This window comes from Asticcacaulis aquihabitans, assembly GCF_032490435.1.
Lineage (GTDB): Bacteria > Pseudomonadota > Alphaproteobacteria > Caulobacterales > Caulobacteraceae > Asticcacaulis.
On sequence record NZ_JAVGWM010000003.1, the window covers coordinates 445,194 to 461,180 of the forward strand.

A 15,987-nucleotide genomic window follows, 5' to 3' on the forward strand; every position below is an offset into this window, starting at 1 on the left:
CCTAACCCGCCTTGCGCGCAACCCGGACACATCATGCGCCCTGCTTTCCTGAAACGCGGCCTGCTCGCCGCTGGCCTGCTTCTGGCTTCTACTGCCCTTACACCCGCCCTGGTCCAGGCCGCGCCTGCCGCCGCTGTTGCCATTGTGCCAGACGCCAATGCGCCCAAGGGCAAGCTGTCCGATGCGGCTCGCCCCCTGTCCTATAAGCTGGACCTGACCATCATCCCGTCCAAGCCGCGTTTTTCCGGACATGTCGAAATCGATGTCAATGTCAAGGCAGAGACCAAGTCGCTGTACCTGCATGGCCGCGATCTGAAGGTGTCAAAGGTCGTCGCCCTGGTCGATGGCAAGACGATAAATGCCAAATACACCCAGGTCGATGACCTGGGCGTCGCCCGTGTCGACTTTGCCAAGGCCGTTCCCGCCGGCAATATCGCCCTCGTGTTCGATTATGATGCACCGTTCGCCAATGATGCCGCCGGTCTGTACCGCGTTCAGGTCGATGGCCAATGGTATGTCTGGTCGCAGTTCGAATCCATCGATGCCCGCGCCGCCTTCCCATCGTTCGATGAGCCGGGTTTCAAGACGCCGTTCCGCGTGTCGATTACGACCGATCCCGATCTGGTCGCCCTGACCAACGCGCCGCAGGACGGCGTGGTCAAGGCCGACAAGCTCCTTCAGCACCTGTACTACAGCACGGAAAAACTGCCGACCTACCTGATGGCCTTTGTCGTGGGCCCGTTCGTCACCGCCGAAGGTGTGGTGCCGCCCAACAAGTATCGCAACCACCCTCTGCCGATCCGTATCGTTGCCACCAAGCCGAATGCCGCCAAGCTGAAATATGCGCTGGATGAAACCCCGGCCATCGTCGAGCACCTGGAAAACTATTTTGGTCAGGCCTTCCCTTATCCCAAGCTCGATCAGGTCGCGTCGCCGATCATGCCGGGGGCCATGGAAAATGCCGGGATCGATATCTATGGCGACAATATCCTGCTCTTGGCAGACGGTGCCCCGACGACCCAGAAGCAGGCGTTCGGCATGGTCGTGGCGCATGAGTTGTCGCATCAGTGGTTCGGCGACTATGTGACGCCGGCTTGGTGGGATGACATCTGGCTCAACGAAAGCTTCGCCAACTGGATGGGCTTCCGCATCGGCAACGAATGGCGGCCGGAACTGAACATCGGCGTCGGTGCGGTCAAGGAAGGCTTCGAAGCCATGACCGACGATGCGCTAAAGGTCGGCCGCCCCATCCATCAACCCATCGCGACGAGTGGCGAAATCGATTCTGCGTTCGATAAGATCACCTATGGCAAGGGTGGACAGGTCGTTTCGATGATTGCCGGCTATCTCGGCGATGAGCGTTTCAAGGCCGGTGTCCGTCTGCACATGTCACGCCATCCCTATGGCAACGCTACGTCGGAAGATTTCTTCGGCGCCTTGGCCGACGCCGCGCAAAATCCGGGCGTCCTGGCGTCCATGAAGAGCTTCGTCGACCAGCAGGGCTTCCCGGTTGTCAGCTTTACCCGTCAAGGCGGTTGGCTGGTCGCTAGCCAGGAACGCTATGCCCGTCTTGGCACGACCCTGACGCCGCAGACCTGGACGATTCCGCTGTGTATCCGCCGCGGTGAAGACGTCGGCTGTGCGCTGCTGAAGGAACCCCACGGCAATCTGGGCCAGGATCAGGCCGGCGCCTTCATGCCCAATGCCGGAGGCACCGGCTATTATCGCTTCAACCTGGCCGTTGAGGACTGGGATCTGTTGCTCGCCACGGGTGATAAGTTGTCTGGCCCTGAAGGGGTCGCCACGGTTGACAGCCTGTGGGGCCAGTTCTACGCGGGCAAGCTGCCGGCGGCCGAGCTGATCAAGGCTGCGCGTCTGCTCAGCACAAACCCGGATTCGAATGTGGCCGTGGTTGGCGGCGAGAATCTGGCTTATCTTCACGAACGCGGTATCGTGCCGGCTTCGGCCGAAACCGACTATCGCCGCGTTATGGGCAGCATTTACGGTCCGCGCCTGACCGCCCTGGGCTTCGATCCGAAGGCGGGTGTCTATAGTGCGGATGCGCCTGACCGGTCCAAGCTGCGGCATAGCCTGGTCGATCTGATGGCTGACGACGCCCGCGATGCGACGGTGCGCAAGCAACTGAGTGACGCTGCGACGGCCTATATGGGCGGCGACCTGACGGCACTGGACCAAGGTTATCGCGGCCTTGCCTACACAGTCTATGTCGATGAAGGTGGCCTGCCTGCGGCCAAGAGCCTGCTGGAGCGTGCCCTGACCGCTAAGGACGAAGGCGATCGATCCGCCGCCCTGCGTGCGGTCACTGCCGGCGCCAAACCGGATACGGCGACCTGGGTGTTTGGGACTTTGAGTGACGCGCGCCTGCGCAACGCGGACAAGCTGGTCCTGATCGGCGGTTTGATGAGCGCCACGGCGACACGGGACATGACCTATGACTGGCTGAAGGCCAACTATGAAAGCTTCTCCGCCGGCGCGGGCATTTTCTCCGCCGGCCGTATCGCGGCTCTGCCGGGCCATTATTGTTCGGCCGCCAAGGCCGATGAGGTCGAGCAGATGATGCGCGCAAAGGTCAAGGCCGCCGGACGTGGTGAACTGTCGTTCGACCGGATGCTGGAAAGCATGCGGACATGCAACGTCTTGCTCGATGCCAAGACCGGTGAAGTCGCCGAGGCCTTCAAAACGGCGCAATAACGCCGGACGGGCCGACCACACAGATAGATAAAAAACCCTCGTCACGCGTGACGAGGGTTTTTTATTGTCGCAACGGCAACCCTGTGCCATGACTTTGCAATAATGAGAGCAACCGCTCAAAGGCGGGACGGTGACGAAGATAAAATTCGCGCCGAATATGGGAAGAGACATCAATGGCTAACGCGCAGGCGGGTGAGCAAAAGCAATCCATGTGGCTGGTGATCGGGGCGTCATCGCTCGGCACCATCTTCGAATGGTTCGATTTTTATATTTTCGGCACTCTGGCGGCCATTATGGGCACGCACTTTTTTGAAGTGAAAGGGATTAACCCGACCACCTCTTTCATCTTCGCGTTGCTGGCTTTGGCCGCCGGCTTCATCGTCCGCCCGTTCGGCGCCATGGTTTTCGGCGGCATGGGCGACAAGGTCGGCCGCAAGCATACCTTCCTGGTCACCATGATCATCATGGGGCTGTCCACCTTCCTGGTCGGTGTCCTGCCGACCTATGCTCAGATCGGCATAGCCGCACCCATCATCCTGATCGGCCTGCGCCTGGTTCAGGGCCTGGCCATGGGCGGTGAATACGGCGGCGCTGCGACCTATGTCGCCGAGCATTCGCCGGACAACAAGCGCGGCCAGATGACGGCGTGGATTCAGACCACGGCGACCCTGGGTCTTTTGCTGGCGCTCGTCTCCATTGGCGTAACGCAACATTACATGTCCGAGGAGGCGTTCAAGGCCTGGGGGTGGCGTCTGCCCTTCCTGTTCTCGATCGTGCTTCTGCTGGTATCGATCTGGATCCGCATGAAGCTCAATGAAAGCCCCGTCTTCCAGGCCATGAAGGACGAGGGGCGCACGTCGAAATCGCCGCTCAGCGAAGCCTTCCTGAAATGGAGCAACCTCAAGATCGTCTTGATCGCTCTGTTCGGCCTGGTAGCGGGTCAGGGTGTCGTCTGGTACACCGGCCAGTTCTATGCCCTGTTCTTCCTGCAGAAAATGCTCCACGTCGAACTGGCGACCTCCTATTGGTTGATCGGCGCGGCCCTGTTGATCGGTACGCCCTTCTTCATCATCTTCGGCTGGTTGTCCGACCGTATCGGCCGCAAGCCGATTATCCTGGCAGGGCTGGTCCTGGCCGCAATCGGTTATTTCCCCTTGTTCCAGATGCTGACCGGCGCGGTCAGCCCGGCGCTGGAACACGCTCAAAAGGCGTCTCCGGTGGTGGTGGTCGCGGATCAGGCGGCGTGCGCCGTGCAGTTCGATCCGGTGGGCAAGGCCAAGTTCCTGCAATCCTGCGACATCGCCAAGTCCTATCTGGCCAAGGGCGGTATCAGCTACAGCAATGAAGCCGCGCCGATCGGTACGGTGGCCAGTGTGCGAATTGGCCAGACGGTTATTCCATCCTTCGAAGGCAAGAGCCTGAGCGGTGACGCGCTGAAAGCCGCCCAGGCCGACTTCGCAAAGGCCGTCGGTGGTGCCCTGAAGACGGCGGGATATCCAGCCAAGGCAGATAATGCCGCCATCGACTATCCGAAAAGCATCGGCATACTAACCTTGCTCGTCATCCTGGTCACCATGGTCTATGCGCCGATGGCCGCGGCCTTGGTCGAGATGTTCCCGGCGCGTATCCGCTACAGCGCCATGTCCTTGCCCTACCATTTCGGCAATGGCTGGTTTGGCGGGCTGCTGCCCTTTATCACCTTCACCATCGTGGCCGCGACCGGCGGGATTTATGACGGCCTATGGTATCCCATCGGCATCGCGGCGGTGACCGCCGTCATCGGCTTGTTGACCGTCAAGGACAACCGCCACGTCGATTTCAAAGAATAGCTTCACGAAAACGTTGAGTTGAAAGGGCCTCCGGTTGATTGACCGGGGGTCTTTTTTTGGCCATCGTCTGGCCTTGGGCACGAAACCATATGTGTTCGTCCCGTTCAGTGCCGCGTATTTCTTTCATTTCAAAGGGCGACACACATGGCTGATGATATTCCCCCCACCGTTCAGGCCCCCGATCCCAATCCTTTTGCCAATCCGAAAAACCCTAACAACTTGATCGAACGTGTCCAGGCGATCCTGCTGAAACCGTTGCCGACCTGGGACGTTATCGAGGGTGAAAATCCAACTGTCCGGCAGCTTTATACCAGCTACATCATTCCGCTGGCCGCGATCGGTCCCATCGCCAGCGCCATAGGGTCTGTGGTGTTCGGCCTTGGCATACCGGGCTTCGTATCGTTCCACGCCTCACCGATTTCGGCCCTGCTCAACGCCATCGTCACCTATGTCCTAAGTCTGGCCCTGGTTTATGTCGTGGCGCTTGTCATCGACGGATTGGCGCCGAGTTTCAATGCGCAGAAGAACTTCATACAGGCGTTGAAGCTGGCGACCTACAGCCTGACCGCCGGGTGGGTCGCGGCGATTTTCCTCATCATTCCCACGCTCGGCCTGCTGGCCATCCTCGGCGGACTCTACGGCATCTATCTCTTCTATCTCGGCCTGCCGAAGTTGATGAAGAACCCGCCGGACAAGACGATTGTCTACATGATCGTCACCGCTGTTGTTTACATCGTCCTGGCCATCGTGATCAAGGCGATCGTCGGTGCCGTTTCCGCCACGGCACTTTTGGCGACGGGCGGTGTCAATCCCCTGGCCGCCAACAGCCACGTTTCGGGCGTCGTGACCGTGCCGGGCGGCACCATCGATCTCGGCAAGGCTCAAGCCGCCGCCGATCAGATGGTCGCCCAGGCCTCCGCCACCCAGAACGGACAAACCACTGTCAAGCTGGCGGACGCGGGCGCTTTGCTGAGCCTGATTCCCGCCAACTACATGGGCGCTGCCCGGACCAACGATAACACCAGCTCTGGCGGCGTTGGCGGTGTGGCGGTTTCGACCGCCGAAGGCACCTATGCCGTCAACGGCGGCACGGTTCGGGTAAAGGTCAGCGATTTGGGCAGCATTTCCGGCTTAGGCGCCATGGCGGCGGCGATTAATGTCAACTCCTCATCGAGCAGCGCCACCGGCTACGAAAAGGTCAGCCATGAGAACGGTAATCTGGTGACCGAGGAATGGGATGGCGGCTCGAAACATGGTTCCTACACCATGGTGACGGAAGGCGGCCGTATTTCGGTCGAGGTCGACGGCGACAATGTCGACATGGCCACGCTCAAATCGTTGGCCAGCGCCATAGATGTCAACCGCGCTGTCGCCCTGACACGCTGATCGAGCTATTTGCTTAAGTGGATTGCCGGATCGACGTCTGTCTCCGGCAATCCCAAGAACCTCCAATAATACGGGTATACGCCGTCGTGGGTCAGGGTATTGTGTTCCGATCCCCGCATCCGGACGAACACTTTTGGACTACGAGCGAGCGCAAACAGATGTTCGCCATCGCTGAATGGCACGACGCTGTCCCTGTCACCATGCGCGATCAGGACGGGCATGTGGACGTGGCCGATCCGTTCGCGGTTGAGGAATTTGTCCTTCATGAGAAACGCGACGGGGATATAGGGGTAGCGTTCCGCACCGACATCGCTGGCGGCGGTGAAGGGGGCTTCGAGGATCAGGGCGCGGGCAGGGCGTTGCGTCGCCAGGTAGGTTGCCGGCCCGGTGCCCAGGGAATGGCCGTGGATCACGATGTCGCTGTCCTTGAACCCCTTTGCCTTCAACCAGTCATAGGCCGCGAGGCTGTCGATTTCGAGCCCGTCTTCGCTCGGCGTGCCGGTCGATTGAGAGAACCCGCGATAGGCCAGCGCCAGATAGCCGACGCCCTGTTTGTGCATCCTGACATAACGCCATTTGCCGTTATGCAGGCTGGCCCCTTGCCCGTGCAGGAACAGGATAACCGGCTGGCCGGGCTTGGGCGCTTCGTACCAGGCTTGCAAGGTCTCGCCGTCCGGCGTTCGGATGCGGACGTCTTCTATGGGGAGGCCGCGAATGTCGGGCGCGTCGATATCGGCCTTGTTGGCATACAAGATCTGACGCTGATTGATGTACAGATATCCGGCGGCGCACAGCCATGCCGCGAAAGCTGTCGCCAGAAGACCCAATAGGGCAACCCATAAAAGTCGAAAGCGCAAAGTCATCAAAATACCCTCGCTACGCTCACCTTCCCTCGTTTTGGCTGATTTTGTTGTGTTGCAATCAACATAGGCACGGCCAGCGCGCTTGACACCAAGCCGACCAGGGACAGCCATCCTATCCAATCCATCGAGACGCCGCCCGTATTGCCGCCTCTTTGCGTCGAACTCATGACAGTTAGTGAGAGGACAATAGACCCGCTCGGGCAGGTCAGCAGACGCGTACACCACCAAGCCAGGATCAGGGGGTGGTTCTTCAGTGGATTGACGGCAAGGATGGGACGCACCGGCAGCCAGTACCCCGCAACCGGTAAGAACCAGCCGATCCAGTCCCATGGCGCGGACACCGGAAATTTGCCAACCCGCCGGGCATTGGCCGAGAGGCGGGCCGTCCAGGCCGACATCAGCCCCAGCATGACCAGGCGGACCAGTGTTTGGGCACTCCAGACGGCCATTGCCATGCCAGATAATTCGTCGAAACCTGGCGGACTATCGTGAAATGCGGGCCAACCGGCATTGATGGAGACTGTCAGGGTGAGAAGGGACAGGAGGAAATCGGTGCCTGTGAGGAACAGCAGGACAGCCCAGGGTCCTGTTCTCGTATCGCCGTACATCTCAATCCCCTTGTTTATCAGCGAGTATCGCGGGCTTATCCGGCTCATGCAAGGCGGTCGTGTTTCAAACTGGTTTACAAAACAAACTTGTTGATATATTTGTTTTTGGTATTGGGGCGGCGCCCCTTCACCTCAGGAGGCGGTCATGGCTGCTGAATATACTTCACCCCGTTTTCACGATCTCGACGCGGTTCGCGGACTGGCCCTGCTGCTGGGCGTCGCCCTGCACGCCAGCATGTCCTTTCTCGAACCGCAGGTCTGGGTTATCAAGGATGCCAGTTCCGAACCCGGTCTTGGTATTCTGTTCTATGTCATCCACATGTTCCGCATGACGACCTTTTTTGTCATGGCCGGATTCTTCGCTCACATGCTTATGGACAAGCGTGGCCTGGGCGGTTTCATCAAAAATCGCCTGATCCGGGTCGGCATACCCTTTATCCTGTTCTGGCCATTGGTTTTCGCGGCGATCGTGACCGTGATGGTGATGGCCTATGCGCCAGCGGCCGGGTCAGCGGGGGCACCGCCACCCCCACCGCCCAGCCTGACGGCCAGTACGGTGCCGCTGACGCATCTGTGGTTTCTCTATGCGTTGTTGTGGTTCTACGCGATTGCGGTCGTTGCAAAGCTGTTAGGGGATATCACGCGCGCAGGCGGGCCGGTGGAACGTATATTCAATGCCGTTCTGCGTCCATTGGTTAGAAGCGACCTCATCGGCGCCGTGTTGATCGTGCCGGCCTTTGCTGCCCTTTATGTCTCGCCGTCCTGGTTGCCCTGGTTCGGCATACCGACCGCCGACACAGGTCTGATTATCAATAGCCCGGCCTTGGCGGGATATCTGACGGCGTTCGGTTTCGGCTGGTTCCTGCATCGCAACGCCGATCTGCTCGGTCATCTGGCTGCCCGCTGGTGGGCCTATCTGCCTACCGCCGTTCTCGGCACCGTCATCTGTCTTACCGTGGTCGGATCGGTCCCTGTCATTGTGCCGGTCAAGGGCAGTGCGCACCCGCTTTATCTGGCGCTTTACCTGCTGACGGGATGGTCATGGGCGCTGGGCCTGATCGGCGCGGCGCATGCCTTCCTGAAGCGGGAAAATCCGGTATTGCGCTATCTGTCGGACGCCTCCTATTGGGTCTATATCATCCATATTCCCGTGGTGATGGGGCTGCAACTGGCCGTCAGGGATCTGCCGGCGCCGGCTGAGCTGAAATTCGCGGGCGTCTTGCTTGTGACGGTGATGATCGGTCTGGCGACCTATCAAACTATGGTACGGTACAGTTTCGTCGGGGCGATTCTCAACGGCCGCCGCCGCAAATCGAAAACACGAGCGCAGGAGGTGACGGCGTGAGCGAGAAGAAAGACACGTTTGAGGCTGATCTCGCCTTTATGCGCAGTCTCGTCAGCGAAGGCAGCCGGGCAGAAATGTCCGGCGGTATCGTGTTTCTGGGGGCGGGCCTCTTCTACGGGCTGCAATGTCTGGTCCAGTGGGCCGATCTGGTCAAGCTGATCCGGTTGAACACGTTCGGACATCTGTCGGCCGCCATTTTGCCAACAGTGGCCTTGTTGGCTCTGGTCGGATGGGTCATGTGGCGCGATCGCAAGCAGGGACCGAAAGGGGTCGCGACACGCGCCTTGAATGCCGCCTTCGGCAGCGCCGGCCTCGCCAATTGCTTTATCGTTGTTGTCTTTGGCTATTGGGCGCTGAACGAAAAGAGTTTCCTGATCTGGGCCCTCTATCCCGTGGTGATCTGCGCCATACAGGGTGCCGTCTGGTATACGGCCTACATGATCCGCAAGAAGATATGGCTGGCCGGTGTGTCTGCTGGCTGGTTCATCACCACGCTGGTGCTAGGTGTCCTGGCAAAAAGTCCGCATTATGTACTGGCTATCGGCATCGCCCTGATCGTTCTCATGTCCGGGTCGGGTTTGACCATGATGAAGCTGGCCAAAAAGTAGAGACATGGCAGGCTTTGACATCAATCGGCTGGACGATGCCATCCACGGGCGCCTGCGCCTGGGGATCATGGCCTATTTGATGGATGCCGAGGCCGCCGATTTCAACGAGCTCAAAAATGTGCTGGAAGCCACGCAGGGTAATCTGTCTGTCCATCTGCGCAAGCTCGAGGAGGCGGGATATGTTGAAATCGTCAAAAGTTTTCAGGGGCGAAAGCCGCTGACGCGGGCGCACATTACGTCCGCCGGCCGCACAGCCTTCGCCCGTTATCTCGATGCGTTAGCGCAACTGGTCGAACGCCGTTAGATCGTTCGTTCTTACACTTCTGGGGGTATCTTCCGGGGCTTTCGGCTTGAAAATGAGTGTGACGGTGACGAAGCTGATAATCAGCAGCAGGCCCCAAGCGCCCATCTTTTGGATCGAAACCATATGCCAGGCGGCGCCCGGATAGCTCCATGTGTGGGTGAGGGTGCCTATATTTTCCGCCAACCACAGGAAGAACGCCGTAAGCGTACCGGCCAGTAGAAACGGCATGCGCCGGATGGCTGTGTCGACGCGGAAATAGATCCATGACCGCCAGAACATCACCGCCGTCACTGCGAAGATCGCATAGCGGAAATCCCAGATAAAATGGTGACTGAAAAAGTTGATATAGATGGCAACGGCCAGGAGATAGGTCTGCGACGCTTTCGGATAATGCGAAAACCGCATGTCGAACACACGGATCGATCGCGCGATAAACGACCCGACACTGCCGTACATGAAGCCGGTGAACAGGGGCACGCCCATGATATGAAAGACCGAACCTTCGGGGTAGGTCCAGGACCCCATGTGGGTCTTGAAGATTTCCATCACCGTGCCGGTCACGTGGTAGAGAAAGATGACCTTGACTTCATCGACGGTCTCAAGCCGCGTCCATAGCAATAAACCCTGGATGACAAGGGCGGCGAACAGCAGAAAATCGTAGCGATAAACCGGCGCATTGGCGGGCCAGACCCAATGGGTCAGGATCATGAGCCCCAGCATCCCCGCGCCGAACAGGCATGACCAGGCCATCTTCAGGCCGAACAGGATGAACTCCGCCAACGGCGCGGGCAGGCGGCGCAATGTGCCACGGATCAGCTGCCGCACCGGTTGCAGAAACGGCGCCAGGGGATGGACGATGGCATCACTCATACTGGGCATGTCGGGGCCACTTCATCTCGATAATGGAGGCGATGTTGACACGGACCATATCAGGTGTCGAGAAAGGCCTTGAAAGCGTCGGCATAGTCGGGATGCCATCGCGACAGGGGCGGGCGATTGTGAATGATATCGCCGGCCGCCCACGCTATACGTTTTTCATCGAGAGCGCGTATCACATCATGGTCGGGACACAGGATATAGAAGTCGCCGCGCCCGATGCCGTCCAGCATGAAATCGACAGTCTCCTCGGGCGTCCATGCACCAGCCGGCTTGTCTGCGCGGTCGCCTTTCGTCAGCCCCGTCCAGACAAAGCCGGGGATGAGCAGGTGCGCAGTCACGGTGGCGTTGGGGCCGTTGCGCAATTCGTGCTGGAGCGCTTCGGTAAACGCCTTCACACCGGCTTTCGAGACATTGTAGGCCGGATTGCCGGGGGGCGTGGTAATGCCCTGCTTGGAGCCGGTATTGATGATCAGGCCGGGCTTTCCGCGGGCGACCATGGCGGGGGCAAAAGCCTGGGTGCCATGGATGACGCCGCCCAGATTGGTGTCGAGCGTGCGTTGCCAGTTGTCGCCGTTCAGCACCGAACTGTCCGGACCGATAGCGGCATTGTTCATCAGAATGTCGATGTCCTGGAAATCACGCGCCAGATCGAAAAGGGTGTCGCGGTCGCTGATATCGGCTTCGATGGCCACCACACCATGCGGCGTTCGGACATCGAAGGCTATGGCTTCGCTGGCGGCTTTTAGGCGGTCCTGGCCCAGATCGACGAGGTGAACGGTCAGGCCCATGGCTGCGAACCGCTTGGCGGCAGCCAGGCCGATGCCGGAAGCGCCGCCGGTGATGAGAGCCCTGTTGCCAGATTTGAAGGAGGGGTGACTCATGCTGTCGCCTTTTGAACAGGCCCGCTATTTTGATCTGGAGCGGGTGAAGGGAATCGAACCCTCGTATTCAGCTTGGGAAGCTGCTGCTCTACCATTGAGCTACACCCGCCTGTCCAGAGTCCGAGGCAGACCTGGCTAATGCCACGACCTGTGCCGCGCCGTCAACAGCGCCGATGCGTTTCTGGCGAGCGGAATACGCTCCGCGAGCCAAGGCCTGTGGTCGCATACAGGTACATCGTCCACCGATTTTTGTATCGCTTGCACCTAGTTTTATACGTTTGTTAATGTTTCTCGCTTTGATTGAGAGGGGGGCGGACACACGGTTTGGGTTGTTGGTGTGTTTGCCATCTTCGACAGATTTGGAGGGGCACCGATGTCCGCAGGGGCGGCGCTGTCTGGCGTCAATTTTGCAGTAGGTCGTAATATTCGCGCCCGTCGGGAAGCCTTGCGGCTATCCCAGATGGAATTGTCGGAAATGACGAACATCGGTCTGACACGGCTCCAGTCTTATGAATCCGGCGTCGAGCCGCTGCTTGTGGCTGAACTGCTCGATATCTGCCGGGGGCTTGATTGTACACCCGAAAGCCTGCTGCCCACTGGCGGTAAACGATCGAGGGAAACGCGTGGTGGGGAATATGTACCGCGGTGGATGGCGGACGCCCGTGCCCTCAACGCTTTGCACCCCAGGCTGTTCGATACCTTGACGCGTCTGCCTGAAAACCGGCTCCGACTGATGCTGATCAGCATGCAGGGCATGTGCCACGCGCAGACAGCACATATATGCGAGTCAGATGCGACGAAAAAGGCATCTGCCTAAAGGCGACACGTTCAGACGTGAAACCTGTGCGCAAGTCGCAGGCGCGGCCTTGTAAAGCGGCCGCCAAGGTCCACCTGTAAGAGTGAACTCCCCCCTTTACAGGATATCTCCATGTTTCGATGCGAAGCCTACGCAGCGCCCGCCCACGACAAGCCGTTGGCGTCTCTTACCATTGACCGCCGGGATGTGACGCCCGAAGACGTACAGATCGATATTCTCTATTGCGGTGTTTGCCATTCCGATCTGCACATGGCACGCAACGAATGGGGATTCAGCAGCTACCCCGTCGTGCCGGGCCATGAAATTGTCGGCCGCGTGTCTAAGGTGGGAGCGGCCGTAACCAAGTTCAAAGAGGGCGATCTCGTCGGCGTCGGCTGCATGGTCGATTCCTGCCGCACCTGTTCCAATTGTCAGGAGGGACTGGAGCAGTATTGTGAAGTCGGCAACATCCAGACATACGGCTCTCCGGACAAGCATCTGGGCGGCACGACCCACGGCGGCTATTCAAAAAGTATCGTGGTATACGAAGGCTTCGTCCTGCGTATTTCCGATAAGCTGGATCTGGCGGCAACCGCGCCGCTGCTGTGCGCCGGTATCACGACGTGGTCGCCGTTGCGCCACTGGAAGGTCGGACCGGGCCAGAAGGTCGGCATCGTCGGTCTGGGTGGCCTGGGCCACATGGGTGTCAAATTCGCCCATGCCCTCGGTGCGCACGTGGTATTGTTCACCACCTCCGCGTCGAAGGTCGAGGATGCGAAACGTCTTGGCGCTAATGAAGTGGTGATTTCGAAAAACGCCGATGAAATGGCGGCGCACGCACAATCCTTCGACTTCATTCTCGATTGCGTTTCGGCTGAGCATGATATGAATGCTTATCTGGAGCTGCTGAAGCGCGATGGCACCCTCTGCCTGGTTGGCGCACCGGAAAAGCCGATGTCGGTCCATGCCTTCCCACTGCTGATGGCGCGCCGTCGCCTGGCGGGGTCGGGTATCGGGGGTATCGCTGAAACACAGGAAATGCTCGATTTCTGCGCCGAGCATGGCATTACCTCGGATGTCGAGGTCATTGATATCAAGGACATCAATGCCGCCTATGAGCGGATGCTGAAGTCGGACGTCAAGTATCGTTTCACGATCGACATGAACAGCTTGTAATTGCTGAAAGATTCCCCATCTAAGTGATATCGGCGGCGGCCCCTGCACAGGGCCGCCGTTTTGATTCCGGCTTACCGTTAAGTGCGCCGGTATCCGCCGGGGCGTTCGCAAGGCGCTCCGCCGCAACCGTTGCTGCAAAAGGCAGTGACGGCGATTGTTCCTCGAAAATGAAATGAATTCGCGGCGACACCGGCTGCGGTTATCCACATATGTGGATTATAAAAACACAACATCTAGATATGTGTGGACAGTCTTAAATTCGCTCCACACCATATATTGCGGTTTTTAACATTTCGTTTACCATCTGTTGATGGCTGGGGATCAGGTCCCTTTGGGCAAATCTATATCTTGTGTTTCGAATGCTTTCGAACCGCAAGTAAGATGGAATAGCATGGGAGAGTGAGAGTATGAGCTGGACCGACGAACGCGTTGAAACCCTGAAGAAGCTTTGGCAGGAAGGCCATTCCGCCAGCCAGATCGCCAAACAGTTGGGTGGCGTCACGCGCAATGCCGTTATCGGCAAGGTGCATCGCCTCGGCCTGTCCGGCCGCGCGGCGCCGTCGCAGCCGACCCGCCCTCTGTACAAACCGGCCCGTCCGCCACGTCCTGCGGCAGCCAGTCCGGCCGTCCATGCGTCGGACCGCCCCGCCGTGCCGTCGAATTTGCGCCGTACCGAACCCGTTGCCACGCGTCCCGTTATCAGCCAGCCGATCGTTCCCTATGTCGAAGAGCCGGGCACCGCGACCGTGCTGACTCTGGGCGCCAAGATGTGCAAGTGGCCGATCGGTGATCCGTCGTCCGACAGCTTCTCCTTCTGTGGCCGCCGGTCCGATGACGGCACGCCGTACTGCGTCGAACACGCCCGCGTCGCCTATCAGCCGTCGCAAAAGGCCAAGAAGCGCGATGGCGGCACCGATTTATCACGGTCTCTGCGCCGTTACCTGTAAAGCGATTTGCAACTGATCATCAAAAACCCCGCAGCTTTGGCTGCGGGGTTTTTTGCTTAGTATAGCTGTCTGGTGTCTCGGAGTTTGGCGTCTCGGAGTTTGGCATCTCGGGCGCTGTCAGTTCAGCGTGCGTCGGGTGTTGGGCAGGTCGAGCGAGAAGGTGGGAATGATTACCTTCAACGGACGTCCGTGTTCGTCTTCGAACATGTAATAGCCGCTCATCGACCCGGATGGGGTGGGCAGCGGGCAACCGGACGAATAGGTGTAGGTCTGGTGTGGCTTCAGAATGGGGGTTTCGCCCACCACGCCCGGGCCGTTTACGTATTCGACATGTCCCCGCGCATCCATTATCGTCCAGTGGCGCGTCTTGAGCTGCACGGTTTCGTCGCCGCCGTTCATCAGGGTGATGTGATAGGCCCAAACATAGCGAGGTGCACCCGTTTCCGCACCGTGGTCTTCGGGCGGCACGTAATCGACTTCGACGCGGATGGTTATGTCGTGACTGGTGTGTTGATAGAACATGGCCGGTGATAATGACTTGCTGAGTCGTGGAAGCTCTCTTAAATGGTCATTCCCTGTAAGAAAAGAGATTTACGCCGCAATGCTCAAGCCTGTTCCCCTGGATGACGCCGAACCCCAGGGCATTTTGCCTATGCAAAGCCTGTCGGCATTGGCCGACTCCTGTGCGGTCATGAGCGCGGATGCCTTTGACGCCGATCAGATACAGCCGGCCAGTATCGATCTGCGCCTCGGTGATCGCGCCTGGCGGGTGCGGGCCTCCTTCCTGCCGCGCGGCCGTAAGGTAGCGGATCGGCTGCGCGACGTTCAGATGCATGAGATGGATCTGACGCGCGGCGCGGTCTTCGAATCCGGCTGCGTCTACATCGCGGAACTCAAGGAAAGCCTGAACCTGCCCCAGGGCATCAGCGCGCGCGCCAATCCGAAATCCTCGACCGGACGCGTCGATGTCTTCGTGCGCCTGCTATCGGATTTCGGCTCGCAATTCGATGATGTTGCCGATGGTTACAGTGGCCCCCTCTATCTCGAAATCGCGCCCCAGACCTTTTCGGTCCTGGCCCGCTCGGGGACGCGCCTCAATCAACTCCGTTTGAAACGCGGTCAATCGCAGGTCTTGCGTACCAGTGACTGCGGCGTGGATCTGACCGGCGATTTGGTCGGGTTCCGTGCGCGGCGCCATGCCGGCATTATCGACCTGGATCACATCGCGGGCCATGATCCGAAGAAATTCTGGGAACCGCTGTATCAGGCCGGCGGCGAACTGCTGCTCGATCCGGGCGAATTCTATATCCTGGCCTCGAAGACCAATGTGGAAATTCCGGTGATGGAGGCGGCCGAGATGTTGCCGATCGATCCCGGCGTCGGCGAATTCCGCGTTCACTATGCCGGTTTCTTCGATCCCGGTTTCGGTACGGAAGAGGCGAACGGCCAGGGGTCGAAAGGGGTGCTGGAAGTGCGCTGCCACGAGACGCCTTTCCTGCTCGAAGATGGCCAGACCGTCGCCCGTCTGGTTTATCAACCCCTTACGGCCAAGCCGGACAAGCTGTACGGTCAGTTAGGCTCCAACTACCAGAAGCAAGGTCTCAAGCTCAGCAAGCATTTCAAGCCCTGGTAGGCGGATATCGCCGGTGGCCG

The 15,987-nt window shown here is 59.2% G+C and carries 15 protein-coding genes and 1 tRNA gene; 10 read left to right on the top strand and 6 right to left on the bottom strand.

The genetic code is table 11. The annotated features are described in order from the left end of the window. The first annotated feature begins 33 nt into the window (after positions 1-33). The 3 genes from RCJ00_RS12745 (at position 34) to RCJ00_RS12755 (ending at position 5,927) form a co-directional block, all read left to right on the top strand. Complete coding sequence (locus RCJ00_RS12745) at positions 34-2,712, top strand: M1 family metallopeptidase (RefSeq protein ID WP_316222341.1); 2,679 nt, start codon at positions 34-36, stop codon at positions 2,710-2,712. 173 nt (positions 2,713-2,885) lie between these two features. Beyond that, complete coding sequence (locus RCJ00_RS12750; RefSeq protein ID WP_316222342.1) at positions 2,886-4,541, top strand: MFS transporter; 1,656 nt, start codon at positions 2,886-2,888, stop codon at positions 4,539-4,541. A gap of 144 nt (positions 4,542-4,685) precedes the next feature. Beyond that, positions 4,686-5,927, top strand: coding sequence for a Yip1 family protein (locus RCJ00_RS12755; protein ID WP_316222343.1), 1,242 nt, complete (start codon positions 4,686-4,688; stop codon positions 5,925-5,927). A 5-nt stretch (positions 5,928-5,932) separates the two neighbouring features. Here the strand turns inward: RCJ00_RS12755 and RCJ00_RS12760 are convergent, their stop codons facing one another. Then, positions 5,933-6,790 carry an alpha/beta hydrolase gene (locus RCJ00_RS12760; protein WP_316222344.1) on the bottom strand — a complete coding sequence of 286 codons (858 nt, stop codon included), beginning with the start codon at positions 6,788-6,790 and terminating at the stop codon, positions 5,933-5,935. Continuing rightward, positions 6,790-7,398 (bottom strand): hypothetical protein, encoded by a 609-nt coding sequence (locus tag RCJ00_RS12765; protein WP_316222345.1) that lies wholly within the window; start codon positions 7,396-7,398, stop codon positions 6,790-6,792. Before RCJ00_RS12765 ends, RCJ00_RS12760 begins: the two co-directional genes overlap by 1 nt. Before the next feature lie 145 nt (positions 7,399-7,543). On the opposite strand from RCJ00_RS12765, the gene RCJ00_RS12770 reads away from it, so the two are divergent. Genes RCJ00_RS12770 through RCJ00_RS12780 form a run of 3 tightly spaced genes read left to right on the top strand, consistent with a single transcriptional unit; the run spans position 7,544 to position 9,655 of the window. Next, on the top strand, positions 7,544-8,743 hold the full coding sequence (locus RCJ00_RS12770) for an acyltransferase family protein (protein WP_316222346.1): 1,200 nt from the start codon (positions 7,544-7,546) through the stop codon (positions 8,741-8,743). Continuing rightward, positions 8,740-9,351: a hypothetical protein gene (locus RCJ00_RS12775; protein ID WP_316222348.1), complete on the top strand. Its 612-nt coding sequence runs from the start codon at positions 8,740-8,742 to the stop codon at positions 9,349-9,351. The genes RCJ00_RS12770 and RCJ00_RS12775 overlap by 4 nt, the downstream gene beginning before the upstream one ends. A gap of 4 nt (positions 9,352-9,355) precedes the next feature. Next, the gene (locus RCJ00_RS12780; protein ID WP_316222349.1) at positions 9,356-9,655 is read left to right on the top strand and encodes a winged helix-turn-helix domain-containing protein; all 300 of its coding nucleotides are present in this window, start codon (positions 9,356-9,358) and stop codon (positions 9,653-9,655) included. Here RCJ00_RS12780 and RCJ00_RS12785 read toward each other — a convergent pair. The 3 genes from RCJ00_RS12785 to RCJ00_RS12795 all read right to left on the bottom strand — a co-directional run bounded on the left by RCJ00_RS12785 (position 9,629) and on the right by RCJ00_RS12795 (position 11,524). Further along, positions 9,629-10,534, bottom strand: a complete 906-nt coding sequence (locus RCJ00_RS12785; RefSeq protein ID WP_316222350.1) for a DUF817 domain-containing protein — start codon at positions 10,532-10,534, stop codon at positions 9,629-9,631. The two genes, RCJ00_RS12780 and RCJ00_RS12785, sit on opposite strands and share 27 nt — an antisense overlap. Positions 10,535-10,584: 50 nt before the next feature. Beyond that, a complete protein-coding gene (locus RCJ00_RS12790; protein WP_316222351.1) occupies positions 10,585-11,415 on the bottom strand; it encodes an SDR family NAD(P)-dependent oxidoreductase in 831 nt (276 codons plus the stop codon). A 35-nt stretch (positions 11,416-11,450) separates the two neighbouring features. Further along, positions 11,451-11,524: transfer RNA gene (locus RCJ00_RS12795), tRNA-Gly, on the bottom strand. A 264-nt stretch (positions 11,525-11,788) separates the two neighbouring features. Between RCJ00_RS12795 and RCJ00_RS12800 the strand changes: the two genes are divergently transcribed. The 3 genes from RCJ00_RS12800 (at position 11,789) to gcrA (ending at position 14,334) form a co-directional block, all read left to right on the top strand. Beyond that, entirely contained in the window at positions 11,789-12,232 is a 444-nt protein-coding gene (locus RCJ00_RS12800; protein WP_316222353.1) for a helix-turn-helix domain-containing protein, read from the top strand. Between the two features lie 111 nt (positions 12,233-12,343). Beyond that, positions 12,344-13,387 carry an NAD(P)-dependent alcohol dehydrogenase gene (locus RCJ00_RS12805; protein WP_316222355.1) on the top strand — a complete coding sequence of 348 codons (1,044 nt, stop codon included), beginning with the start codon at positions 12,344-12,346 and terminating at the stop codon, positions 13,385-13,387. A gap of 407 nt (positions 13,388-13,794) precedes the next feature. Beyond that, a complete protein-coding gene (gene gcrA / locus RCJ00_RS12810) occupies positions 13,795-14,334 on the top strand; it encodes a cell cycle sigma 70 cofactor GcrA (protein ID WP_316222356.1) in 540 nt (179 codons plus the stop codon). Positions 14,335-14,451: 117 nt separating this feature from the next. Here gcrA and apaG read toward each other — a convergent pair whose 3' ends face one another. Next, positions 14,452-14,856: a Co2+/Mg2+ efflux facilitator ApaG/CorD gene (gene apaG, locus RCJ00_RS12815; protein ID WP_316222357.1), complete on the bottom strand. Its 405-nt coding sequence runs from the start codon at positions 14,854-14,856 to the stop codon at positions 14,452-14,454. A 79-nt stretch (positions 14,857-14,935) separates the two neighbouring features. On the opposite strand from apaG, the gene RCJ00_RS12820 reads away from it, so the two are divergent. Next, on the top strand, positions 14,936-15,967 hold the full coding sequence (locus RCJ00_RS12820) for a 2'-deoxycytidine 5'-triphosphate deaminase (RefSeq protein ID WP_316222358.1): 1,032 nt from the start codon (positions 14,936-14,938) through the stop codon (positions 15,965-15,967). Positions 15,968-15,987: the final 20 nt, after the last annotated feature.